This window comes from Flavobacterium sp., from assembly GCF_031363805.1.
Taxonomy (GTDB): domain Bacteria; phylum Bacteroidota; class Bacteroidia; order Flavobacteriales; family Flavobacteriaceae; genus Flavobacterium.
In genome coordinates this window covers 1-25,610 of the sequence record NZ_JANLVD010000056.1, presented here as the reverse complement: position 1 = coordinate 25,610, position 25,610 = coordinate 1, and the positions used below count along the sequence as shown (strand labels likewise).

The 25,610-nt window shown below is 32.6% G+C and carries 22 protein-coding genes, 1 rRNA gene and 1 pseudogene; 5 read left to right on the top strand and 19 right to left on the bottom strand.

The window, feature by feature from the left end; all coding sequences use genetic code 11:
- Positions 1–99, top strand: a 5S ribosomal RNA gene (gene rrf, locus RMN92_RS03425); the annotation flags it as partial.
- A gap of 222 nt (positions 100–321) precedes the next feature.
- Here rrf and RMN92_RS03420 read toward each other — a convergent pair.
- The 3 genes from RMN92_RS03420 to RMN92_RS03410 all read right to left on the bottom strand — a co-directional run bounded on the left by RMN92_RS03420 (position 322) and on the right by RMN92_RS03410 (position 3,701).
- Positions 322–570 carry a transposase gene (locus RMN92_RS03420; protein ID WP_309608064.1) on the bottom strand — a complete coding sequence of 83 codons (249 nt, stop codon included), beginning with the start codon at positions 568–570 and terminating at the stop codon, positions 322–324.
- Between the two features lie 271 nt (positions 571–841).
- Entirely contained in the window at positions 842–1,342 is a 501-nt protein-coding gene (locus tag RMN92_RS03415; protein WP_309608063.1) for a hypothetical protein, read from the bottom strand.
- A gap of 178 nt (positions 1,343–1,520) precedes the next feature.
- Positions 1,521–3,701 (bottom strand): carboxy terminal-processing peptidase, encoded by a 2,181-nt coding sequence (locus RMN92_RS03410; RefSeq protein ID WP_309608062.1) that lies wholly within the window; start codon positions 3,699–3,701, stop codon positions 1,521–1,523.
- 154 nt (positions 3,702–3,855) lie between these two features.
- Between RMN92_RS03410 and surE the strand changes: the two genes are divergently transcribed.
- From surE to lpxB, 3 genes are read left to right on the top strand one after another with little or no spacing between them, the layout of a single operon-like run.
- Complete coding sequence (gene surE, locus RMN92_RS03405) at positions 3,856–4,623, top strand: 5'/3'-nucleotidase SurE (RefSeq protein WP_309608061.1); 768 nt, start codon at positions 3,856–3,858, stop codon at positions 4,621–4,623.
- 16 nt (positions 4,624–4,639) lie between these two features.
- On the top strand, positions 4,640–4,912 hold the full coding sequence (locus RMN92_RS03400; protein WP_309608060.1) for a hypothetical protein: 273 nt from the start codon (positions 4,640–4,642) through the stop codon (positions 4,910–4,912).
- A 25-nt stretch (positions 4,913–4,937) separates the two neighbouring features.
- The gene (lpxB, locus tag RMN92_RS03395) at positions 4,938–6,062 is read left to right on the top strand and encodes a lipid-A-disaccharide synthase (protein ID WP_309608059.1); all 1,125 of its coding nucleotides are present in this window, start codon (positions 4,938–4,940) and stop codon (positions 6,060–6,062) included.
- Here lpxB and rodA read toward each other — a convergent pair whose 3' ends face one another.
- The 6 genes from rodA to purH form a co-directional block, all read right to left on the bottom strand.
- Positions 6,063–7,319: a rod shape-determining protein RodA gene (gene rodA, locus RMN92_RS03390; RefSeq protein ID WP_309608058.1), complete on the bottom strand. Its 1,257-nt coding sequence runs from the start codon at positions 7,317–7,319 to the stop codon at positions 6,063–6,065. It lies immediately after the preceding gene.
- Entirely contained in the window at positions 7,320–9,257 is a 1,938-nt protein-coding gene (mrdA, locus tag RMN92_RS03385; protein WP_309608057.1) for a penicillin-binding protein 2, read from the bottom strand.
- Positions 9,254–9,760 carry a rod shape-determining protein MreD gene (locus tag RMN92_RS03380; protein ID WP_309608056.1) on the bottom strand — a complete coding sequence of 169 codons (507 nt, stop codon included), beginning with the start codon at positions 9,758–9,760 and terminating at the stop codon, positions 9,254–9,256. Before RMN92_RS03380 ends, mrdA begins: the two co-directional genes overlap by 4 nt.
- On the bottom strand, positions 9,753–10,583 hold the full coding sequence (gene mreC, locus RMN92_RS03375; RefSeq protein ID WP_309608055.1) for a rod shape-determining protein MreC: 831 nt from the start codon (positions 10,581–10,583) through the stop codon (positions 9,753–9,755). The genes RMN92_RS03380 and mreC overlap by 8 nt, the downstream gene beginning before the upstream one ends.
- A 93-nt stretch (positions 10,584–10,676) precedes the next feature.
- Positions 10,677–11,705 carry a rod shape-determining protein gene (locus RMN92_RS03370; RefSeq protein ID WP_309608054.1) on the bottom strand — a complete coding sequence of 343 codons (1,029 nt, stop codon included), beginning with the start codon at positions 11,703–11,705 and terminating at the stop codon, positions 10,677–10,679.
- Between the two features lie 53 nt (positions 11,706–11,758).
- Positions 11,759–13,291 (bottom strand): bifunctional phosphoribosylaminoimidazolecarboxamide formyltransferase/IMP cyclohydrolase, encoded by a 1,533-nt coding sequence (purH, locus tag RMN92_RS03365; RefSeq protein WP_309608053.1) that lies wholly within the window; start codon positions 13,289–13,291, stop codon positions 11,759–11,761.
- A gap of 144 nt (positions 13,292–13,435) precedes the next feature.
- Here purH and RMN92_RS03360 point away from each other — a divergent pair, with 144 nt between their 5' ends.
- Complete coding sequence (locus RMN92_RS03360) at positions 13,436–14,686, top strand: ABC transporter permease (RefSeq protein ID WP_309608052.1); 1,251 nt, start codon at positions 13,436–13,438, stop codon at positions 14,684–14,686.
- Between the two features lie 139 nt (positions 14,687–14,825).
- On the opposite strand, the gene RMN92_RS03355 is transcribed toward RMN92_RS03360, so the two are convergent.
- The 10 genes and pseudogenes from RMN92_RS03355 to RMN92_RS03310 all read right to left on the bottom strand — a co-directional run.
- Positions 14,826–15,860: a hypothetical protein gene (locus RMN92_RS03355; protein WP_309608051.1), complete on the bottom strand. Its 1,035-nt coding sequence runs from the start codon at positions 15,858–15,860 to the stop codon at positions 14,826–14,828.
- Between the two features lie 23 nt (positions 15,861–15,883).
- The gene (locus RMN92_RS03350) at positions 15,884–16,903 is read right to left on the bottom strand and encodes a DUF2931 family protein (protein WP_309608050.1); all 1,020 of its coding nucleotides are present in this window, start codon (positions 16,901–16,903) and stop codon (positions 15,884–15,886) included.
- A gap of 70 nt (positions 16,904–16,973) precedes the next feature.
- Entirely contained in the window at positions 16,974–18,689 is a 1,716-nt protein-coding gene (locus RMN92_RS03345) for a DUF2235 domain-containing protein (protein WP_309608049.1), read from the bottom strand.
- Between the two features lie 2 nt (positions 18,690–18,691).
- Complete coding sequence (locus tag RMN92_RS03340) at positions 18,692–20,539, bottom strand: type VI secretion system tip protein VgrG (protein WP_309608048.1); 1,848 nt, start codon at positions 20,537–20,539, stop codon at positions 18,692–18,694.
- 796 nt (positions 20,540–21,335) lie between these two features.
- Positions 21,336–21,818 (bottom strand): hypothetical protein, encoded by a 483-nt coding sequence (locus RMN92_RS03335; protein WP_309608047.1) that lies wholly within the window; start codon positions 21,816–21,818, stop codon positions 21,336–21,338.
- Between the two features lie 46 nt (positions 21,819–21,864).
- Positions 21,865–22,305, bottom strand: a complete 441-nt coding sequence (locus RMN92_RS03330) for a hypothetical protein (RefSeq protein ID WP_309608045.1) — start codon at positions 22,303–22,305, stop codon at positions 21,865–21,867.
- Positions 22,306–22,713 carry a hypothetical protein gene (locus tag RMN92_RS03325; RefSeq protein ID WP_309608044.1) on the bottom strand — a complete coding sequence of 136 codons (408 nt, stop codon included), beginning with the start codon at positions 22,711–22,713 and terminating at the stop codon, positions 22,306–22,308.
- Between the two features lie 5 nt (positions 22,714–22,718).
- On the bottom strand, positions 22,719–23,417 hold the full coding sequence (locus tag RMN92_RS03320) for a hypothetical protein (RefSeq protein ID WP_309608043.1): 699 nt from the start codon (positions 23,415–23,417) through the stop codon (positions 22,719–22,721).
- Positions 23,414–25,156 carry a hypothetical protein gene (locus tag RMN92_RS03315; RefSeq protein ID WP_309608042.1) on the bottom strand — a complete coding sequence of 581 codons (1,743 nt, stop codon included), beginning with the start codon at positions 25,154–25,156 and terminating at the stop codon, positions 23,414–23,416. Before RMN92_RS03315 ends, RMN92_RS03320 begins: the two co-directional genes overlap by 4 nt.
- Positions 25,157–25,159: 3 nt before the next feature.
- Positions 25,160–25,610: pseudogene (locus RMN92_RS03310) on the bottom strand (type IV secretion protein Rhs); the annotation flags it as partial.

The window sequence follows — 25,610 nt, the reverse complement described above, 5'->3', positions numbered from 1 at the left end:
TTGCGGCGGGGCTCACCTCTTCCCATCTCGAACAGAGAAGTTAAGCCCGCCTGCGCAGATGGTACTGCAATTTTGTGGGAGAGTATGTCGTCGCCTTTCTTTAATCTGAACTCGTTTCAGATTCTATTAAATCCTCATCATATATTTGATGGGGATTTTTTGTTTTAAAATTATATAACTTAATCCGTTGGGTGTAATTATTTTTTATAGCTAAATAATACCAATTATGTATATAATACAGTCTGAATTAATCAAAAAAATAGCCAAACCCGCAGAGGTTTTCAATAAATTCTGATGTTAATAATTCCTTGATTATTTGCTCTATATTTTTTTTAATTCTTCCATTGTTTTATATACTTTATTAGTAGTTTTTCTTTTCATATTTAACCACACCAATTCAGCAGGATTAAGTTCAGGTGAGTATGGTGGTAAAAAAACTAATTTTATATTTTTAGGGATTTCTAGTTTTTTACCTTTATGAAAACGACCATTATCCAGAATAACAACCTTATACTCTGTTGGGTTTTTATCTGAAAGTTCATTCGAGAAGATTTGAACTGCGAAGCACATCACGAAAACCAAAATTTAAATAAAAATTGAGTAAAATTATCACCATTACAAAACAGTAATTCCATAACCAAACTATCACCATTGTAGGGTGAAAACGCACCAAAAATATAAGTAGATTTAAATACGTTTTGATAAGTACAGATGGGTTTTACCCCCAGAGCAGTTAATGCTTTTCCGTTTCTTGTAAATAATCCAAATCGACTTTCATCTTGAACATATAGATTAAAGGTTGTAAATTCTTGTAAAGCGTCGCTCAATGCGTGTTCAAGTATTAATTTGAAGTTTTTTTAAAAGCATCACTATCATCCTGATTTTTATTGATATGACTTTTGCGGGCAACTTTTAGTTTTGCACCAAAATTTCTTTTCACATAGCTATTTATGGTTTGGTAATTAATTCCTTGAGGCATATAATTGTCTGTAATCCATTGTATTAAATCAATATAAGAAGTAAAAGCATCTTTTGGAGAATTCAATCTTGCCTGTATTTCTAAATGCAATTCCTTACTTATTATAGAGGGTTTGAATCCAATTCTGCCATAAAATAAAAGACCATCAATGCCTTTTTCAAAATATAAGTTTCTCCATCTTTGTGCAGTATTATGATTGATCTTTAGAACTTTTGCCAACTCTAACTTGCTTAATGAAATTTCACTCCTTTTTAAAACTGACAACAAATCGATTCTTTTTCTCAAATGAACAGGTTGTTTTAGTCTTAATTTACAAAGTTCTACTTCACTCTCTTTGACTATTATTCGTTTTGATTTTGCCATAAATAAATATACAAAATATATTTATATATTAGTCTAATTATTATAAAAAAACAGCTAATATTAATTAAACTATTTTATATACATAATTGGTATAATTGCAAATCTACAAAGGTGTTCCATTAAAAACAAAAAGCAACTTTTAAAAGTTGCTTTTTTGTTACATTTTGAATTTAGTTAACTATTTTATAGTCACTTTATAATTCTCAGATTTTGAATTTTTTGCTTTAACTGCAATTGGTTTTTTAACTATGATATTTTTCTTAATATCGCCTAGTACACTCAAAGCTTCTTCCACATAAACATCTTTTTTAAGACTTTGGTACCAATCTTTTCTTTTTCGGATGGAAACACTGTCTTTTGCTATAACAAGATCGTTTTTAGAATAAAAACTTAATTTATTATCATAATTTCCAATGGCTTTAAATTTTTTGGATGCTGCTTCTATAATTGATTGTTCTTTTTGGAATTTATCAATGTTCAAACTCACCACATCATCATCTTTTCTATCATTTACCCATTTCGCACTTTCATCAATAAGCTGAAATTGTACATTTTCTGATACCCTTTTTTTGCTTTTTTCGATAACACTATTAAAGTTTTCTACATTGTTCAGCGATTGGTAATTGGCAGCATCAATTTTGTCCCATGGCATAGCATTCAATTCATCGCGTTCGCCAATTTTTATATAAGAATATCTATCTGGTAATGGTATATCACTAGTTACGCCTTCCAACTGGGTAGATCCTCCATTCACTCTATAAAATTTCTGAGTAGTGGTTTTTAAAGCTCCAAAATCACCCATGGTATTTCCTTTCACAAATTGGTTTAAATCGATCACATTTTGAACGGTTCCTTTTCCGTAAGATTGCTTGCTTCCAATAATTATTCCTCGGCTATAATCTTGAATAGCGGCTGCAAATATTTCTGATGCAGAAGCCGAAAAATTATTAATCATTACTACTAGTGGACCATCCCATTGTACTCTTACGTCTTTGTCCTCCAAGATTTCTTTATTTTTCTGAGAAGATTTTATTTGAACCACTGGTCCTTCTTTTATAAACAATCCAGTAATTTCGACTGCTGTTTTTAAAGATCCACCACCATCATCACGTAAATCCATAACAATTCCTTCAACTCCAGCTTTTTTCAAGTTTTGAATTTCGATAGCCACATCTTTTGCAGAATCCCTATTGTCATCATTTTCAAAATCGATATAAAATTTAGGCAAATAAATGATACCATATTTTTTTCCGTCTTTTTCAACAACGCTCGATTTTGCATAGGTCTCTTCAATTTCAACAATATCTCGAATTATTGAAATAATTTTTATAGTACCATCAACTTTTTTAACAGTCAATTTAACTTCGGTACCACGTTTTCCTTTTATTTTTTTAACCACATCGTCAAGACGCATTCCAACCACATCTACCGCTTCGGCATCGCCTTGGGCAACTCTCATGACAACATCTCCGGGTTCCAGTTCTTTTCCACGCCAAGCTGGACCACCAGAAATTAATTCCGATATTTCTGTGAAATCATTTTTCTTTTGAAGTCTTGCACCAATACCTTCCAATTTTCCGCTCATACTAATGTCAAAACGTTCTTTTTCTTCAGGAGCAAAATAGAAAGTATGAGGATCAAATTGAACAACCATGGCATTTATAAATACTACGAACCAATCTTTCTTTTCCACATCTTCGATAAAATCAAAATAGTCATCAAGAGATTTTACTGATGATTCTCTGGATTCTTTTTCAATTTCCTTTAATGTTTTTGATTTGTATTTTGGATCTTTCAGTTTTTTGTCTGCTTCCAACTTCAATTTATCGGTCACAGAAGAAAGCACAGATAATTTTATTTGTAGTCTCCATCTGTTTTTAAGTTCTGTATAATTTTTTGCAAAAGATATTTCATCACTATCTAAGTTGAAATTTTCATCTACAGAAAAATCAAACGGTTTATCACTAATTGATTTATATACAACTTTTGATTCTCGTATGCGTTTTTGTAATCGATTGTAAGTTAGTTCAAAAAATGACAAATCTTTATTTTTGATAAGATCATCTATTTCCAACTCATATTTTTTGAATTCATTAATATCAGATTCAAGAAAAAATCTTCTGGATTGATCTAGCGCATCCATATAACTTTTAAATAAACTTTTTGAAAATTTATCGTCCATCGGAGCTGCATTGTAATGTCCATTTGTAATTACAAAGTCAATTAACCCTAATAATGTTTTGTCTTTTTCTGGATCTGGTTGGTTTTTTGGCACAAAACTCCACAAAGCAGCAGACATTACTACTGTAACCAAAAGTATTTTATAATTCCTTTTCATAAATTCATAAATTGCATTCATAATAATAACGAAAGTACATAAAAAATTATTCCAATAAAATTTACTACCGCATAATTTTTTGTTAAAGATACAAATATAAAATCTTGAGCCGAAAAATGATTAATTTAGCCGAACTATTTTATGTTAAATTTTGTATTACTCTTTTTTAAAAATAATGAAAAAACCTTTAATTTTAGTTACCAATGATGATGGCATTTCTGCGCCAGGAATTCGATCCTTAATTGAAGTCATGCAGGAAATTGGAACTGTAGTTGTAGTTGCGCCAGACAGTCCCCAAAGTGCTATGGGTCATGCCATAACAATTAACAGCACTTTGCATTTGGAAAAAATTTCAGACAAAGATGCTGTAGTTACAGAATATAGTTGTTCTGGAACGCCTGTAGATTGCGTTAAATTGGCTGTGAATGAAATTTTAAAACAAAAACCAGACTTATGTGTTTCGGGAGTCAATCATGGTTCAAATTCTTCTATAAATGTAATTTATTCTGGAACCATGAGTGCGGCTGTTGAAGCTGGAATTGAAGGCATTCCTGCCATTGGTTTTTCATTATGCGATTATGATTGGAAAGCAGATTTTGAAACTTTTAAGCCATTTATGAAAAAAATTGCATTGGAAGTTTTGAAAAACGGATTACCAGACAGTGTGGTTTTGAATGTTAATTTTCCTAAGAAAAAGACAGCCGATCTGAAAGGAATTAAAATTTGCAGGCAAGCAAAAGCCATGTGGATGGAAAAATTTGACAAACGAAAAACACCACAAGGAAAAGATTATTATTGGTTAACTGGAGAGTTTGTAAACCAAGATAAAGGCGAAGATACAGATGAATGGGCGCTTGAAAACGGTTATATAGCTGTTGTTCCAGTGCAGTTTGATATGACCGCTTACCATGCTATGCAACAGTTGAATGGTTGGGAATTATAAAGTTAGTACTTAAATTATGAAAAAAATAGATTTGTTATTTGGTGTAATCATTGGTTTTATAACCACTTTTGTGGGTATGTTTTTCTTTATGGAGTTTTTTACTGAAACTGGTTTTACTGAAGGAATTAAAGGAATGTCTAGCCGTGGGTTTCTTGGTAAAATAATTACTTTGGGAGCCATATTGAATATTATTGCTTTTTTTATTTTACTCAAATTCGACAAAGAACTGATGGCTCGTGGTGTGGTTTTGGTAACTATTTTGTTAACCGTTATCACGATTTTTGTCTAATTTATCAAACCTATAATTTTAAAAAATGAAATATTATATTATTGCTGGTGAAGCTTCGGGCGATTTGCATGGTTCAAATTTAATGAAAAATATTTATCAAGAGGATGTTGCTGCCGACATTAGATTTTGGGGAGGCGATTTAATGAAAAATACAGGTGGTACACTCGTGAAACATTATCGTGATTTATCCTTCATGGGGTTTTTGGAAGTAGTTTTGAATTTAAAGACCATTCTGAATAATATAAAAATTTGTAAAGCCGATATTTTAAAATTTAATCCAGATGCCATTATTTTTATTGATTACCCAGGTTTTAATATGAGAATTGCCAAATGGTCAAAAAAAATAGGCATTCAAAATCATTATTACATTTCTCCGCAAATTTGGGCTTGGAAGGAAAACAGAATTACTGACATTAAAAGAGATGTCGATAAAATGTATGTCATACTTCCATTTGAAAAAGATTTTTATGAAAAAAAACACCATTTTCCTGTCGAATTTGTAGGTCACCCATTAATTGATGCCATACAAAATCGTACGAAAAATGGCGCTGAAGTTTTTAGGAAAGAAAATGGTTTGGATTCTCGACCAATTATAGCTCTTTTGCCTGGAAGTAGGAAGCAAGAAATTTCAAAAATGCTTTCAGAAATGTTATCTGTAGTGGATTATTTTCCTGAATATCAGTTTGTAATTGCTGGAGCGCCAAGTCAGGAATATTCATTTTACGAAAAGTTTTTAACAACAAACCAAGTAAAATTTATATCAAACCAAACTTATAATTTATTGAATGTTTCAAGTGCAGCTTTGGTCACCTCCGGAACAGCAACTTTGGAAACAGCTTTGTTTAAAATTCCAGAAGTTGTTTTATACAAAGCAAGTTGGACTTCTTATCAAATTGCAAAGCGCGTCATTACTTTAAAATATATTTCGTTGGTAAATCTTATCATGGATAAAATGGTAGTTACAGAATTGATTCAGGACGATTGTAATACACAAAACATCAAAATTGAACTTGAAAAAATTTTAACTTCCGATTATAAAAATGAGCTTTTGAAAAATTATAATGAGTTAGAAAAAAAATTGGGTGGGGCAGGAGCAAGTCAAAAAACTGCAAGTTTAATAGTTAAAGCCGTTTCTGGTATTAGAAAATAACTACCACTCGTTTACCTTATTGGCATCCATTTTTACAAAAATAAATAATAAAATAGTAAATCCCCAAAGGCTCGAACCTCCATACGATAAAAACGGAAGTGGTACACCAATAGTTGGAAATATGCCCACGACCATTGAAATATTTACAAAAAAATGGGTAAATAAAATCGAAGCTACACCATAGCCATACACTCGACTAAATTTTGTCTTTTGCCTTTCTGCCAAATAAATGACCCTCAAAATTAAACCAGCAAATAAACCAATAAGTACAAGCGATCCTAAAAATCCCCACTCTTCACCTATTGTCGTAAAAATATAATCTGTATGTTGTTCTGGTACAAAATTCCCTTTGGTTTGAGTGCCTTCCAAATACCCTTTTCCAAACCAACCACCAGATCCAATAGCGATTTCTGATTGATTTGTATTATAACCCACACCGTCCATATCAACTTGTTTACCCAATAAAATATTGAATCGATCGCGGTGGTGTTGCTTGAAAACATTTTCAAAAACATAATCAACTGAAAAAACAAATCCTGTAGCCAATATCATTACGATGGTGCTAAGAATTATGTTTCTATTTACTTTTCTAGATTTGAAATAGTGAATTGCAATGGCTATTGCGGCTATTAAAATTACAAATTGAAGTTTTAAAATCAAGGATAGAATAAATAAAACTACGGCAGCAAAGCCTGTTAACAAATACCATGACGGCAATCCTTCACGATTTAAAACTAAAATCAGCATGACAAATATCAAAGCACTTCCTGGATCTGGTTGTGGCAATATCAAAAAAATGGGTAACATAATGATGAGCAACGCAATTAGTTGATGGTTGATATTTTTTAAATTTATTTGAGAATCACTCAAGTATTTTGCAAGTGCAAGTGCTGTAGTTGCTTTTGCAAATTCTGATGGTTGAAGTGTGAAAGATCCAATACCATACCAACAACGTTGACCAGCAATGGTTTTTCCAAAAAAGAAAAGCCCAAACAGCAAGAGTAGAGAAAAGCCAAACAATACACTTGAAAATTTCTCATAAAACTTGGCGTCAATTGAGAGTATAATTGTGATTAAAAAAACATTCAAACCAATAAAAATTAATTGTTTCCCATAATTTTGATTAAAGTCAAAATAATATTGAGAGTTTGGCGTAATGTCGGCAGAGTAGATAGTCATCCACCCAAAAATGACCAATACAACATATATTATAACAGTTATCCAATCTATATTATTAGAAACACTCTGATTTTTCATTTATAGTGTTGTTTTGCTTTTATTGATAGAATCCAATTTTTTTAATTTTAATACATTTTTTATTGAATCATTTCTTCTTTTCATTTTAAAAACTGAATCTAAAAATTTTCTAGTGTATTTATTGTATTCATTTTTTAAACTAATTTCAAACATTCGTTTTTCACGATCCTTACGAGTTATTTCTTTTTTAATGTATTTTTCAATCATTAAACTTGTTATTGGGCCAGCAATAGTTGCTCCAAAACCTCCATTTTCAACAAATACTGCAATTGCAATTGTGGGTTTTTCTTTGGGTGCAAAAGCCACAAAAATAGAATGATCTTTAAGCTGTATTCTTTTTGTGCCTATTTTTGCAAAATTTTCTGCCGTACCCGTTTTTCCACATATATCTATTCCTTCCACTTTTAAACCAGAAGCCGTTCCAAAATTATAAACATCAAATAAACCTTGAATTACAGGAGGATAGTATTTAGGATTTATGGTGGTAACATGTTTGGTATTGAATTTTTTATCTATTTTTTGACCTTTTATTTTTTTTATGATATGTGGCGTAAAATAGTAACCTTTATTGGCAACGGTAGCAATCATATTTGCCATTTGTATGGGTGTCATTAAAATTTCTCCCTGACCAATTGCATTAGAAACTATAGCTGTGGCTCTCCAATTTCCATTTGGATAAGCTTTTTGATAGGTCTTTGCTGTTGGAATATTTCCTCGTTTTCCAGTAGGCAAATCGTATCCCATAAACTGTCCGAGTCCAAAACTTTTTAAATGACTACTCCATGAATCTACACCCTCAGAAGGTGTACTATATTTATTGATTGTTTTTAAATAAATATTTCCAAAATAGGTGTTACAGGAATTATAAATTCCACTATTTAGGTTTCTTGGTCCTGCATCATGGCAACCCATAAATTGACCTCTGCCATAATAAAAACCATGATGACAAGTGTACGAAGTTTGCTCATCTATAACACCCTCATCGAGAGCAATCAAAGCATTTAACATTTTGAAAGGCGATCCAGGCGGATATTCTGCAAGCAAACCTCTGTCGTATAATGGTTTGGCTAAAGAATCATTATACAATTTGGTGTAATTTCTTGAACGTTGTCTGCCAACCAAAATATTTGGATTATAGGATGGTGCGGTAACCAAAGCAAGAATTTCTCCCGTGCTAGGTTCGATGGCGACTATTCCGCCACGCTTGTTTACCATTAAAGCTTCACCATATTTTTGAAGCTCTGAGTCAATGGTAAGCGTGATATCTTTTCCTTGAACTGCAATAGTATCAAATTTTCCTTCTCTATAAAGTCCGATTTCTCTGTTGAAACGATCACGTTGCATGTGTTTTACACCTTTTACTCCTCGCAACTCGCTTTCATACATTTCTTCTACACCTTGTTTCCCAAGTAAATCGCCACTTTTGTAGTAAGGATTTTGTTTCACCATGGCCTCATTTGCTTGGGTTATAAAGCCGAAAATATTTGCGCCAACATTGACTTGGTAATCTCGTAGTGAACGCTTTTGAATATAAAATCCATCAAATTTTCTTGCTTTTTCTTGAAAAGCTGCATATTCCAATTTATTGAGTTGAGATAAAAATACCGAAGGCAACCTTGGACTGTAAACTACAGCTTTTTTTACTTGTTCGATAAATTTTTCTTTGCTGATATTGAGTAATTTGCAAAATTCAAGCGTATCCATCGATTTTGTTTCTCTAGGAACAATCATAATATCGTAGGAAGGCTGGTTTGCAACCATCAACTCACCATTTCTGTCATAAATATAGCCTCTTTCTGGATAGTCATATTTAATTTTGATCGAAATATTTTCGGATTGAAGTTTAAAAGAATCATCAATAACTTGCAAAAAAAATAGCCGAGCTATGATTAAGATAGCCGCGCCAATAATCATACCTGGAAGTAAGATCTTTCTCATTTCTTATTTGGCTTGAATATATATATAATTAAAATAGAAACTATTAACGTGAAAATGGTACAAACAATTGTTCTCCAAAGCGCACTTAATATAAAAGAAAATTTAAAATATTCTAATAAAAAGAGTATTAAATGATGCGTTGCAATAGATATTAATATAAATGTAAATCTTTCAGGCGAAAGTCTGTCATTTATTTTGACTGTTTGGTATTCGTAGCTCAAACCAAAAGCAAATTTAAAAAAAGTAGGTCTTACATAGGCCAAAGTCAAGCAAGCTGCCGTATGTATTCCACCAGAATTTGAAAATAAATCTACTACCAAACCCAAACAAAAGCTTGCCACTAATAAGGCAGATTTATTTGAATTTACTGGATAAAGTAATATAAATAAAATGTATGGATACGGATTTATGTACCCAAATAGATTGATATTATTGAAAATGACAACTTGCGCTGCTAGCAATAAAACAAATCGGATGATATTTATGATTAATGCACTATTCATCTAATTTCACAGTTTCTTTTTCAAGTTTAATAATTTCTTCACTTTCTTTGTTTTCAATCACATAAACATGATTTAAATTTGTCATGTCATTAAACAATCGAACATCAAGTGTGTAGTAATTGGTTTGTGTATCAATAAAAATTCTGCTAATAATTCCGACAGGAATATTTTCTGGGAATATGGTCGATCTTCCACCTGTAACTACTGTGTCCCCTTTTTTTACGGAAGCTAATCTCGGAATATCAATTAATTGAACAAATCCTGCATTTTTTGCATTCCATATTAAAGAACCAAAGTGATTTGATTTTTTAATTTTTGCGTTTATTTGAGATTTAACATTTAAAACACTCAAAACTGTAGCATATTTTGGCGAAGTTTTCTCTACGATTCCAACAATTCCTTGACTATTAATAACGCCCATATCAGGTTTAATTCCCTGTAAAGATCCGCTATTGATAGTTAAATAATTTTCTGAAACATTATATGAATTATTAATAACCCTAGTTTGAATTACATTTATTTTATTATAACCTTTCAAACTGTCTTTTAAAAGAACAGAAATACTGTCTTTTTTATTAAAAAGAAATTTTCGTAAATCTGCATTTTCCTTGGCTAGTTTATCGTTTTGTTCTTTTAAACTAAAGTATGTTTTTACTTCATTTGTTTTTTCAAAAACGGTTCCACTCACTATATTAGCTGAATTTACTACTTTACTTCTATGGTAAGAATGAGATTTTATTACCAAAAACAAAGAAATTATCAAAAGCAACAAAAACAGTAAGCGGTTACTGTTTTTAACTATAAAATTAATTATTTGCTGCATTTGTTACTATTAAAATTTTGAAAATTAAATTCAGAACTAAACTCAAAAGTACTTTTAAAATTCAACTATTGAATTTCTGTCGTTTGTTAATTCTTATTTTATAAGGATACTTCTATATTTGGTAAGATTTTTTAATGCCATTCCAGTTCCACGAACTACGGCTCTTAAAGGATCTTCGGCAATGAAAACTGGTAAATCTGTTTTTTGAGAAATACGTTTGTCTAAACCACGAAGCATACTTCCACCACCGGCTAGATAAATACCAGTATTATAAATATCGGCAGCCAATTCTGGAGGAGTTTGAGACAAGGTTTCCATTACCGCATCTTCAATACGTTGTATCGATTTGTCTAATGCTTTTGCAATTTCACGAGAAGAAACTTCAACTTGTTTTGGTTTTCCAGTTAGTAAATCTCGTCCTTGAACAGACATATCTTCTGGTGGAGAGTCCAAATCTTCGATAGCAGCACCAATTTCAATTTTAATTTTTTCGGCTGTAGTTTCACCAACAAATAAATTGTGTTGGGTACGCATATAATAAATAATGTCGTTTGTAAAAACGTCACCAGCAATTTTAACAGATTTATCGCAAACTATTCCGCCCAATGCAATAACTGCAATTTCGGTAGTTCCACCACCAATATCTACAATCATGTTTCCTTTGGGTTGCATAATATCTAGACCAATACCAATTGACGCTGCCATTGGTTCATGAATTAAATAAACTTCTTTTCCATTTACCCGTTCAGCAGATTCTTTTACAGCACGCATTTCAACTTCGGTAATTCCAGATGGAATACAAATGACCATTCTTAAAGCTGGCGTAAACAAACGTTTTTGCAATGCAGGAATACTACGTATCAGCATTTTTATCATTTGTTCCGATGCATCGAAATCTGCAATAACACCATCTTTCAATGGGCGAATGGTTTTTATATTTTCATGCGTTTTACCTTGCATCAAGCTGGCTTCTTTTCCAACAGCTATAATTTTCCCTGTTATTCGGTCACGAGCCACTATTGATGGACTGTCAATGACCACTTTATCGTTGTGAATAATTAGTGTATTTGCGGTACCAAGGTCAATTGCTATATCCTCGGTCATGAAATCGAAAAATCCCATATTAAGAAATGGTTAAAATAGTTTATATTAAATGTTGCACAAAAGTAATAAAATTAATGTTTAAAATGACGAATTCCTGTAAATACCATTGCAACATTATTTTTATTGCAATAATCAATACTTAATTCATCTTTTATGGAGCCTCCTGGCTGAATTACAGCAGTTATTCCTGCCTTATTTGCAATTTCTACACAATCAGGAAATGGAAAAAAGGCATCGCTTGCCAGAACAGCACCAGTCAAATCAAATTGAAACGAAATTGCCTTTTGAATGGCTTGATTTAGCGCATCAACTCTTGAAGTTTGCCCTGTTCCTGAAGCGCACAACTGCTTGTTTTTTGCTAAAATTATAGTATTAGACTTTGTATGTTTGCATATTTTTGAAGCAAAAATTAAATCCTCAATTTCTTCATCAGATGGAGATGTCGTTGTGGCTATTTTCAAATCTTCTTTAGAATCTGTTTTCAAATCTTTGTCTTGAACCAAAATGCCATTTAGACAACTTCTTACGGAAGTTTTTGGCAAATCTACTTGTTTTTGAACCAATATGATTCTATTCTTTTTTTCTTCTAATAAATCTACTGCATCGTCATCAAAACTTGGTGCAATAACAACTTCGCAGAATAATTTATTTATTTCTTCGGCTGTAGCCAAATCTATTCTGCTGTTGGCAATTAAAACACCACCAAAAGCCGATGTTGGATCTGCTTCCAAAGCATCAAGATAGGCTTGTTTTAAAGTTTTTCTTGTTGCAATTCCACAAGCATTATTGTGCTTTAAAATAGCAAATGTTGGATTATCATTTTTAAATTCATTCATCAAATTTACAGCGGCATCAACATCTAATAAATTATTATACGACAGTTCTTTGCCGTGCAATTTGGTAAACATTTTTTCGAAATTTCCGAAGAAAAATCCTTTTTGATGTGGATTTTCGCCATATCTCAAAATATCTCCCTTTGTTTCACTAATCTTCAAAACAGATTCTTCATGATTTTTATTAAAATAATTGAAAATGGCTGTGTCATAATGTGATGAAACATTAAAAGCTTTACTTGCAAATGTTTGTCTTTGTTCAAACGTAGATTCTCCGTTATTATTTGAAATGATATCTAAAAATAAAGAATATTCGTTTACAGAGGGTACAATCAAGGTGTCTTTGAAATTTTTTGCCGCTGCCCGGATGAGCGAAATACCACCAATGTCAATTTTTTCAATTATATCAGTGTCGTTTGCACCAGAAGCTACCGTTTTTTCAAATGGATATAAATCCACGATAACCACATCTATTTGAGGAATATCAAATTCTTGCATTTGTTGTACATCGGTCTCATTGTCTTGACGGTTTAAAATTCCACCAAATACTTTGGGATGCAATGTTTTCACTCGACCACCCAAAATCGATGGGTAAGAAGTCACATCTTCTATAGCAACCACAGGAATATTAAGATTTTTGATAAAATCCTCCGTTCCGCCAGTGGAATAAATAGTGACATTGAGTTGGTGCAATTTTTTGACAATAGGTTCCAAGGCAGTTTTGTCAAATACAGAAATGAGTGCAGATTTGATTGTTTTTGTTGTATTCATTGTGTTGTTGTAGTTTGTTGCACAAAAGTAGTTTTTTTGAAATTAATTTTGGAATAAGATTGTAACAAAAATTATAAATTTTACACTAATATTTATGCTTTGTTTTTGTTTGCTTTACAAAGGTAATTAAGTCAATTTTACACCATGATTGTATACATCAGATTATTAAAAGAAAGTTTTGGTTTTGCTTTGAATGCACTACGAAGTAATAAATTGCGAACTTTACTTTCGCTTTTGGGTGTAACTATTGGTATTTTTTCAATCATAGCCGTTTTGGCAGCTGTAGATTCACTTGACAGAAAAATCAAAAAAGATTTAAGTTCACTTGATAAAAACTCCATTTATTTAATTAAATTTTCATTTGGTCCAAGCGAAATTCCGAAATGGAAACGAGAGCAATTTCCAGATGTAACTTACGAAGAATATGAGTATTTAAAAAAATCATTAAATAATTTGGACTCCATGTGTTTTCAGTTGTTTACTAGAAACGAAAATATAAAATACGAAAATAAAACAGTCAGCTCAGTTAAACCTGTTCCAACTACTTACGAGTTGGAAGATATTCAGGCTTTGAGTTTTAAGGAAGGTAGGTTTTTTAACGAATCTGAATCAAATTCTGGAACTCCACTGGCGGTTTTGGGATATGATATTGCAAAAAATTTATTTGAAGGTGTGGATCCTATTGGAAAAAAAATAAGATTATATGGTCAGAAATTCACGGTTATTGGCACTTTAAAAAAGCAAGGCGCAGGACTTTTTGGAGATGAGGATGATACAACAGTTTATATTCCGGTGAATTTCCTACGTCAACTTTATGGAGATAATAGTGAATTAATTACGCCAGCCATATTGATAAAGCCAACTGATGGAGCAGATATGGATGCTTTCAAGGGAGAATTAAGTCAGAAATTGCGAACCTTTAGAGGACTGAAAACTGGTGCCATTGACAATTTTTTTGTAAATGTATTGTCAGGATTCACAGATTTTCTGGATGGCATTGTATCGCAAATGAATATCGTAGGTTGGATAATTTCTGGATTCTCGCTTCTCGTGGGTGGTTTTGGGATTGCCAACATTATGTTTGTTTCGGTAAAAGAAAGAACCAATTTGATTGGAATTCAAAAATCGCTTGGCGCAAAAAATAAATTTATACTTTTGCAATTTTTGTTTGAAGCAGTTATTTTATCAGTTTTTGGTGGTGTAATTGGACTATTTATGGTTTGGCTAATTTCTCTTTTACTCACCTATGCACTTGATTTTGAATTTGTACTTGGCTTTTGGAATGTAGTTTTAGGAACTGGATTATCGGCTATTATTGGACTTATTTCAGGAATTTTGCCAGCTATTTCGGCAAGTAAATTGGATCCTGTGGAAGCTATAAGAAGTGGGATGTAAAATTGAGTAAATTTTATTGGTTTAGAAAGAATTGTTGTAAATATTGCGGATTATTTTAATGTGTTAAAATTAATATTTTTCTCATAACTTTAATCACACTCAAATTAGTATAAATGAATTCCAATTAGCCCACTAAAATTTATTTTTTAGTTTCTTTCCTTTCAGGTAAAACTTCCATCAATGCAGATTTGATCACTGGTTCGAGAGGAACAGTGTCTTTTATTTTTTCTGTGATTTCGTATTTATCATCAAATAAAGCTTTTTTGTCAATGCTTATTTTACTAAAATCTATTTTTTCAATTGTATTTTGTATCTTTTTGTATCTATAGATTAGTTTATCGTTATCAAAATCATCTTGTTTATTCACAAAGGCATTATTAGCTTTTTTAATTTTTATATACTCACTTTGTTTTTCATCATTAATCTTATATTGCTTCATATCAACAACTTTTTCATCAAAATCATTATATGCAGCGTTGCAATAATAATATTCTTCAATCGGAAACGATTTTAGATACATTCGTTTGTAAGTTTCAATTTCTGATAAACTAGATTTCGTGAATGGTACTAATTTTATTTCTTGACCAGATACTAAAATTGATTTCCCATTTTTTAAAATTTTTATTTTACCCGATAAACTTTCCTCTATACCAGAGGTTTCCTTGTCTTTTCTGTAAAATAATATAAAATCATTGAAATCTGTATTATTTTCAAATTTATATTCTCTATCCGTATTCTCTTCTGTTAAATAAAAAGTTTTAGTATTAACAAGACTATTATGTATATACGGAAAAGTAAAAGCCCCGATATCTTTATCTAAAATGGGTTGAAATTTTTTTGAAATAGTAGTGTCAGTTGTCTGAAACTTTATGAAACTTCCAATATCAAAACCATCAAACATAATTCTAATCCCTTTTTTCACACTATTGTTTTTTCTACCATATAGACTAAATCTAACGCTTTTTTTATTTGAATTAAAATATATTTTATCATTATCAATTCTATAAGTCCCTAATTCCATACCATAACCTTTAATAAAAACAAATGTATTATCACCCATAAAATACATTCCATCACACTCTCCTGAAATGGTTTTGTTATTTTGGGCATTGCAACTTATCATGACCAAAGCCATTAAATAAAAAATATTTTTTTTTATCTTTTTTATAAACATAATAAACATTTTATTTTTCTCTATTATTTATAAGATTCTCGGTATTTAGTAACGTTGTTCGGATAAATACGAATACTATCAATTTCTATTTTTTGATTGTTGAGTAAAACCTCAATTTTATTGTTGTCTTCGCTTACATGAAACTGAAAAGTATTTTGCTCACCGCTTTTTTTGAGCAATTCATTCATTTTGTTCCAATCGAAAAAGAATCTGCCAATGTAGCGTTCACGAGCGCTAATTTCAAAATAAATATTGATGATCTCTGGGATTGCCCGTTTTTTCATCGCAGGTTTCAAAACAGTTGGTCGAAACTGAGCTTCTTTCTCTCCATTAAAATAGGCCGAATCGAAATGAAATAATTTAAACTCTTTGTTGTCTGAGGTTACCTTGTAGTTCCAGTTGTATTTTATGCGGTAATCATCCCAAGGTTTACTAGTAGGATTGTCAATGTGCATATCTTTAACTTGCACTTTATAACTATCACCTTCTAACCTATATTTCGATTCATATTTTTTTCGATATTGTGCTATTTTTTGCTCATCAGTAATTTCTTTGGCTTGGTAGCGCCCGAGTTCAATGCAATTTGCACCACTGTATCGCATCCAGACTACAACCATACCTTGTGGTGCAAAACCAAATACGAGAGTGGTTAAAGGGCTATATGACCTATCCGAACCATCTTTCATTTGTATGTCTTTCAGTTCTTTGCGGGACACAAATTCTTTCACGGGTGTTGCACTATCCTGATCACCGCCAGAATAGCAACGATCCACCATATCTTTCATATGTTCCACATCAAAATCTGCATCAATATGATAATACTTGTTTTCGTAGGTAGCATAATAGGTAAACTCAAACCCAATAGGTGTGCCGTGTTGCTCTGTCCACATTGATCCAGAACTGCCCCAACTGCCACTACTACTGCCATAGGGCAAACCCGCTGGCGTTTTTTCTAGAGTTTTAATGTAGTCGTAAATAGGAACAATTCGGTATTTTTTATCTGGACTGCATATTTCAGTGTGGAATTCTGGGATTTTTTCCATTTTTTGACATTGTGAGGTGAGTTGCGATAATAGTAGTAACAAGAATAATTTCGGAAATCTATTTTTTAGTTTATCCATGATAGGTATGTCTTTTTCGAAGTTCTTCTTTTAGAGAACCTGAGTTTTTAGGACCCAAGCCTACAAAATTGCTTTTTACAGACCAGTGCAAGTATTTGTTTCGAAGTTTTTTAAGATCTGCCAATTCCATAAAATTTTTATAATGCAATTGTTTCACATCACTAATATAACTTGTTGCAAAACTTTCTAGACTACCTGTGCCTTTTTCGATACTATCAATATATTCACCTCGCTTATTAATACAGGCATTTACATAATGGTGAATATCGTTTTGTATGTCTTTGATAAATTTATCATTGATTGCAAGTGTTTTTAATATGCTCTCATCATACTTCACCTTAAAATGTTTGGATTGATTGACCATGAGGTGAAGCGGTATCTTATCGTATGAATTACTCAAGGTTCGTCTGCCCACCAGCCCATAAATGTATTGATTTGCCGCCCTTGTGAAAAAGCCTATAAATTCTTTTTCCTTAAAAAATTCTTTTTGTATTTGAGTCTCAGTAAACCAACCTTCGCTAACCAAAATTTTCTTGAAAGCATCAAAATCTTTGTCTTTGCTTTCTTGAGCCATTTTTTTTGATTCTTCTCCACTGTAGGTTACCAGACTGTCTACAGCAGACATTTCTTTATTATTGTCCAGATAGGAACCACCAATGTCCGAATGCACACCGGGCAAAATAAACTCTATGCCTTTTACTCCACAAGAATTAATGTTAGTGAGCGGAAAATTTTTGCGGTACTCATCGTCTGATGCCAGATGATATATAAATTTTGCCTTGCTAATACTGTTCAGATTTAATTGTTCCGTATTTTTGTCATGTCCCATGCCATAAGACGCAACACAATCGTACAAGCCCACAAAATTAAAAATAATAAATTTGGGGTTTATTTTGTTTTTTAACAAACATGCCCCAAAGTAGCCGTATTTGTCTATAAATGCGGTATTTTCTAATTTCAATTCAAACTGATGGGTTTCTACCAAATCTTTATCATAGAATCTGTAATCGGTTTTGATATAATATTTAGATATTTTGTCATCTACCTTTTGAGGACTTGAATACTCTGCCATTTTACTTGCCACATGCAAAAAATGCCTTGCCGCTGCTGCGCCACGACTAAAACCATAGACGTTCACAAATAGATAATCTATATCTTTTCCAGCATATCCTTTTTCAGCCATCATATTGCCTGCATACAAACAACCTTTGGTTACTTTGGCAGGTACACCAGTGTCCCCTTTGCCAAATGCTACGCCAGGGATTGAATTGTCTTTTTTTAAATCTTCGGTTCCCATGCCCTCTACATATACTCTAACTTGGTTTTCTACATTTGGATCCACAGCATCAAAACCACGGGCTACATTGGTGTAGTCGTTCTCGAAACTGTCATCAAATTGATTGCCAATGTCTTTGTAGGCTTCGTGATTTGGTGAGTTTATATCTCTTGACTCAGTATTGGTTTTGTTGTTGCCTGTGCCATCAAAAAAAATGTTTAAATTGACATTGATACTGTTCGACAAGGTGTCTTCTTTATGATCTGCTTTATAATCACCATATACGACACCGTTTTCTTCACCAGAAATTTGGATTTTTGCTGGCGAATGAATTTCGTAGTTGCCATCGGTAGCAGTAAGTTTCATTTCTGTTGAAGTGTTGACCATATCGCCACCAATCATTCTTACAATTCCTGAAGTTTCTTCTGCCATGATTAGTATTGAGTTGATTTTTCACCACTATTTTTTAAAACTGTTTTTGCAGAATTTACAACCACATTTTTTTCGGTGGCTAGCATTTGAACTGATTTTGCAATCTCATTTCTTTGAGATGTCTCAGATTCTCTATTGCCTTTTATAATTTCCATAAAACTTCCCAAAACATTTACCAAATAATTTTTCCCAACAAATACATTATGAAAGGCTCCTGTAGTAAGATTTTTGTTTTGTCCTGCAGTTTCTGATATATCAATACCTGCATTTACTGATAAGTTTTGACCTACGTTTATTGACATATTTTTCCCTGCATTCATCGTAATATCATTCGGTGCATTCACATTTATATTCCCTTTACCATCCATCATCCAGGTATTTCCACTCGGATCTTCAATAAACACACTGCCAGTTGCATCGTTCATGATAATTTTTGTTCCAGAACGGGTTTGTATTACTTTTTGATCATTGCCAGCCGTATTGTATCCTGAACTTTCAGAACCATTGTACATAGTGCCTAAAACAAAAGGCTTCTCGGCGTTGTCGCCTTCAAAACCTACCAAAACTTCTTCGCCAATTTCGGGTACAAAATACATGCCTTTTCCGCCACCTGCGTGTGGGTTTGTCATCCGAATCCAAGGCGTGTTTACGCCATTGTCCTTCTGCCAAGCCATTTGTACTTGTACTCTGCCGAGTCCATTTGGATCATTATTGTCAATGATGGTGGCTGGTTGTGCGGTTGCTTTTGGGAAATTGTGTACATTTCCGTAAGGCGGAGAAAGTACACTTTCTGGTACGGCACTGAAAGTATTGTGATACGTGCCTTCATCGCAAACATGAGTCACATCAGTAATAATATAACTTCCAAAATTTTGTTCCTTCAAGCCATCTTGTGGGTTTCCTGTCATCGAAAAAGCCGATTCATTGATGACTACCACATCGCCTATGCGAAGTCCAGTTTCGTCAGAATCGCCTTTGGCAGTCACCAAATCTGCAGCACGTGACTGCAATTGTGTCGTGGTTCTGTCTACCAAATGGGTTCTACCATTGCCTTCCTGCAAAAATTGGTTGTAAAATATTTTTGATTTATCAGGAAATAAATTGTTCGAAGCATCAGACATAGGCTTGGAAAAACCCTGCGCCTGATAATTAATTTCTGAAGAATTCGCTTTTTGGGTTTCGGCACTCGTTGGGTCGTATCCTATGTATTCAAAACCAAGCGGTTTGGCTTTCATATCGATATTGAAGCTATGCAATGAACGACCATATTCTAAAGTAAAAGTTTTGGAAGTTGGCGCGCCATAATATAAATTCTCGCCATTATAATAGAACCATTGCCCTTTTTTTTGTGCCAATCGGGCTATAAAATCAAAATCGCTTTCTCCATATTGAACTGTATAAGGCAAAGCGGTATCGTTTTGTATTTTTATTTTGGGTTTGTTTTCTGTCTGGGCGTATTTCTCTGTGACTTCTTGTATGATAGTGGAGAGCGATTTGTCTGAATACGATTTTATGTTGGGCATACCATCCATGGCGATAGTTGGGCTAAATCCATTAATTACAATACTTCCGGCGGCACCTGCACTTCGCATGAGTTGCGCTTCAGTGATAATACCTTTGAAAACTAATGGCGATTCAGTCGCCATATTATTAGGCTTTATTTCTATTTTAATAGATTGCCCAATATAACTCTGGGCTTTTTCAACCGCCTGACTTACAAATTCTTTCGGCAGTGGTTGTATTACCGAGAAACTATGGTGGGATTGCACTTTTTGATTGATTACTAATTTTGAAAATCGATTTAGCGTTTCCCCTCCAATTTGAATGGCAACATTGGTACTTATTGGCATAATGTATAGTTTTTAATTAATGTTGTTGTAAATATAAAAAAAGAACGCATTAGTTTGACAAATTTTGGTGTAAATTAATTGTAAAATGCTGGTATTCAATTCAAATGTTTATTTATAAGTTTTTTGTGCCTAATCCAACTTTTCGCTATAGCCTTCGTTACAAAAGCTTTTTTTCAACGCCACTGCAAGAGCTTCCTTTGGTCACTTTGCCATGGCTAGAAAAAATAGCTTTTATTGCCTCAGGGCTGCCGCTGCAATTTGGGGCAAGCTAATTGGATAATTGATACTTACAATTTTTTTGGAGCATTTGTCATTCGTTAAATTAATTTAATAAACTTCTATTTTGGTTTTTTAAAAAACTTTGGAAAATTAAACACTAGAGGATTTTAGAGTTTACACAAAATTCTTTCCGGTCTCAAAAATGCCTCTACGAGAGTCATTTTTTCCTTTCCGAGAGCCATTTTTGTTGTGTGTATAGCATATTTGCCTCTTGGAGATGCATACTTTCCTCTCATAGAGGCAAAGTTCTCATATTAGTAGCAAATTTGCCTCTCAAGGAGGCATTTTTCTCTCTCACAGAGGCAAATTTCTTGTTTGAGTAGCAAATTTGCCTCTTGGAGAGGCATTTTTCCCTCTCGGAGAGGCAATTTTTCATGGCGGTAGCAAATTTGCCTCTCAAGGAGGTATTTATCTCTCTCAGAGAGGCAAATTGCTGTTTTTTAGACGAAAAAAAGACCCAAAAACAGGCATTTTTTTCTGCTTTTGAGTCTTTTTGGTTTATGTAATTGTCTAAAAACTAGACCACAGTAGTATTTTTGCTTGTTTTTCCTCGTCCTGGGAATCGTTTTTTGAGATCTTCGTAGATAGTTTTTGCACTCGCTTGTCCTTCATTGGCATTATATCTCACATTGCCATAGTAGTTCAAAGCGGCTACTAGTGCTTCGTTGCCAGATAGCATCATGGTGTCATTTAAATCATCTGTGATTTGTTTAATCGATTTCATAATTGGCGACAAGGTAGTTACAGCATTCACATCGACTATAAAATCTGGTACGCTCATAAAGTTCGGGACATACTCTGGATTAGTTGTTGTATAATCTTTTACTTTCGATACAAAGGCAACCGTTTTGTCACCCATTTTTGCAATACCTGCAATTTCTGAGTTAGTCAGTGCGTGCACATATGGTGCTACGGCTGTTTTGAGTTGGGCTAACAAACTGTTGATGTTGTCAAGTTCTGCTTGGGGAATCACTACTGCAATTTCATTTTTTTGAGTCATTTTGTTGATTTTTTGTTATTTTAATTAAAGCGCAATTTATTGAATATTATGATTGTTTATGTTTATTTTTAAAAATATCATTCTGTTTTTCTAATAAAGAAACAAATAATTTTATTTTTTTATAATTTAGAGTATCTTCTTCACCATTAACAATTAAAAAATACTCATCACCAAATAAAATTGTAATTTCTACATCAGTACCATCGTAAGCTATTCTGCCAGGATTACTCCTTACTTTTAAAAAATCATCTATGCTTACTTTAGTTAGATTATTCCATAACTCTCTAGATGTTTTTTCTTTTGTCACTTTTTTTGACTTAACATTTCCATTTACATAATAAATATGTTCTTTGGTAATTTCTAATTTAGAATAAGCACCAAATTTTCCACCATTAAAATCATTAAAACTTATTTTTGCAATTTCTTTTTGATGATTACAGGAAAAAAAGATCATAAAATATACTAGGATTGTTATTTTTTTTATCATTCATTGTTGTTTAAATTCTAGTTTGACATATTCATTATAATTCATTTCTTTTTTACCTATCAATTTTTTGTTTTTAATAATAAATTTACCGTAATCGTTAAAGCCTTTTATTGAAATTATTTTATTTTGAACTGTCCAAAAATATTTTTTATTTAAATCATCATTCAAATTATTATCATTATCATCTTTATTATGTGGTGTGCAGTGAGATTCATTTTGGTAAGAAATCATTACTGTTTTTTTCTTGAATTGTAATGTACAATATCTATAATCCATACAGCCGCCGCCATCATTAAATTCTTTACAACTTGCGCTAATCTGTGCTTTATATATTTTACCAATTATTTGTTTTTGACTGTATAATTGTATTGTTGCAAAAAATATGACAACTAAGAAAATATGTTTCATTATTTTTATTTTAAAATAATACCCTCTGGATTTACAATTGGTGTTTTTGATTTTGGCAATTTATCCAAACCAAATCCGGGCTCATATGGAATATCATATAATATTTTTCCTGTAGTTCCGTCAATTGCGATAAGTTTACTTGCTCCACCTTCTGTATTATATGCAATAGATACAAAGTAGCAATAACGTATATCTCCTTTAAAGATTTCTTTTTTAATTCTATTACAATCATAACGAATAGTATCAGTATTACTTGTATTTTTCATTAAATCTATACCATATTCTTTTTTGATTAATTCACAAACATTTTCGATAGAAAATTTATAATCTTTCTCGAAATTAATTTCTTTAATTAGTTTTCCATTATCATCATATTCTTTTCTAATCCCATATTGAAAAGCGTAAAACAAAAAAGATTTAACTTTAATTTTATCGTTGTAATATTCAAAGTAATCTTTGAAAGGTGTGTTTCGTTTAAGAATTTTTAAAATTGTTTGATTATTACTTATATCTATTGTAACATAATCTCCATTTGGTAGTATTTTATAATTATTTTTACTGTCAATAGACAATTTATCATATTTGCTATTATCAAAGTAATCCATGGTATCTTTTTTTTGGGTTGAAATTTGTTGTTCGTTGTTTTGCGACTTGCAGTTGGATATGCTTAGCATAACCAAAGCCATGAAGAGATTTTTTATCATAAGTTTGATTTTATAAGCTTCCATTGCCATTGCCACGTTGATTTGCGAAGTACACCATTGTAACTCATAAAATTATCTGTAGCATGAGTAGGATCGTACCATGCATGTTTGAAAACAAATTTTTGATTTCGTGGGTGGTCATGTCTGCAATAGTTTGTAGACAAAACATAGGTGTTTGTTATGTTATCAAAGTTCCAAGTCGAATTGTCTGTACCAATATATAGATTATCTTTTTTTGTTTTTAGCGTATTATCATGTGTGATGGGTGTTATGTTAGGATTATAGAAGACAGTTGCCGTACTAGGATTTACAGTATCTATTCGAACATGAAATAAATCTCTATGCGTATGATACAAACCTAAACCATGCATGCCCTCATGAGGCAAAGTTTTTGCATTTCTAATATTAAAAAGAACAACAGCTTTTTTATTGATATTTTCTACCCTGCCGTTGGTGTTTCCTGATCTTTCATCGAGTGCGAAAGCTATGAAGTGGTTGGTATAGCGGTTTGCGGTTTGCGCATGAAACAAAGTTTTTAGCGCAGGAATGAGCGCATCAACAGGTTGAATTACCCCAAATTCATTTACTAATGGAGATGCAATTGGAGTTCCAGCAGCATTATATTGTTGTTTGAATTGAGTATTTGCAGAAACATCTAGCTCCAGAGTTGTAACTACACCGGCGGCACTGGTTTGAGAATCTATAATTGTAGTTTGTATTAAGGCTTGATACAATCCATTAAGTAAATCTTTTTTCTCGCCAGCTGCTGAACCTATATCAAATGTGCCTGTGTTAATTGCACCTGCTATATTAGTTTTTACCTTAACCAAAACTACTTTTAATTTTTTGACATTTTTTACAGGAGCTTTGCCTGCTGTGTTTTTGTTTGGCAAGACCATAATTTTACCTGCCAGTTCCCTTTTTGCCAATTGTTCTGCAAGAGGTAGTGCCACTGTGCCTTTCGGATAACTGTATACTTTTATTTGCTGTGTGTTGTCAAATTCTGCAATACATTTTATATTTAATATATCGGCGGTAGCATCTCGTTTTGCGCCAATGGTTTTACTGCTTATTAAAACTGGGGTAGCATCGCTACCATCTTTACCATTTATTTCAAAATATCTTTTGTCAAAAACTACTCTTACCTGGTCAGGCTCATCAGTTCCTCCCACTTCAATTAATGTTCTCAAATCTGCTTCAAAAGGTGGCTTAGGCATACCTGCGGGTACCGTTATAACATCGCTAAAGGGTTTGGGAAATAGGTTTAAGTAAGGTACAAAATAATCTTTCGCAGGTGTGGCAGGTGTTGTTACAGGTACTTTTATAGGTATTTTGCTATATCCTTTTTTTAGTGCCTTGTAAGCTTCATCTTTGGTTTCATGTTCGGTATTGCTGTCTCTATTGGGTGCTTTACCATTTGGAGCTTCGTAGCCATTTTCGATGCAATCATAATATTTTGGTTCTGTTGTTAATGCGTTATCGTCAACCCTAAGCCAATCAAAGCCAAATTGCCCAGTGTAAGTTCCGTCTTGTTTTGTACGAAATTCAACCAAACAATTACTTGAAATTTTGTCTATAACTGGAGGTTTTTTTGGCTTACCAAAACTTACTCCTTTTTCCTCACCAGTTTGAATAATTTTATCTCCAGAATGAATCTCAATGTTGTCATTACTGTAAACTTTATAACTACCACCTGTAATTTCTACAACGTTTCCTTTTACATATCTTAATCTACTCATAATTTAAAAAAGTTTAGATTTTTCAGCAGCATTATTTTTTATTTCTTTTTTAGAATGTTGTTCATGAGGACCAGTACTTTGTGAGGTAACTTTTCCTTCGCTAATATTTGTTCGCTCTTGTTTCGTTTCAGAATGTACATCGCCCTCAATATATTCAAAAAGTTTTCCCGTCACATTCATCATACTATTTCCACCCACAAACACATTATGCATCATACCAATAGACGTAGATTTATCGACCCCAGCATTTTCAGATATGTTCACACCCGCAGAAGTTGAAATATTCACACCAGCAGTAATACTTACATTTTTACCAGCATTTATAGTAAAATCATTCGGTGCATTCACATTGATATTTCCCTTACCATCCATCATCCACGTATTCCCACTCGGGTCTTCAATAAACACACTGCCAATAGCATCGTTCATGATAATTTTTGTTCCAGAACGGGTT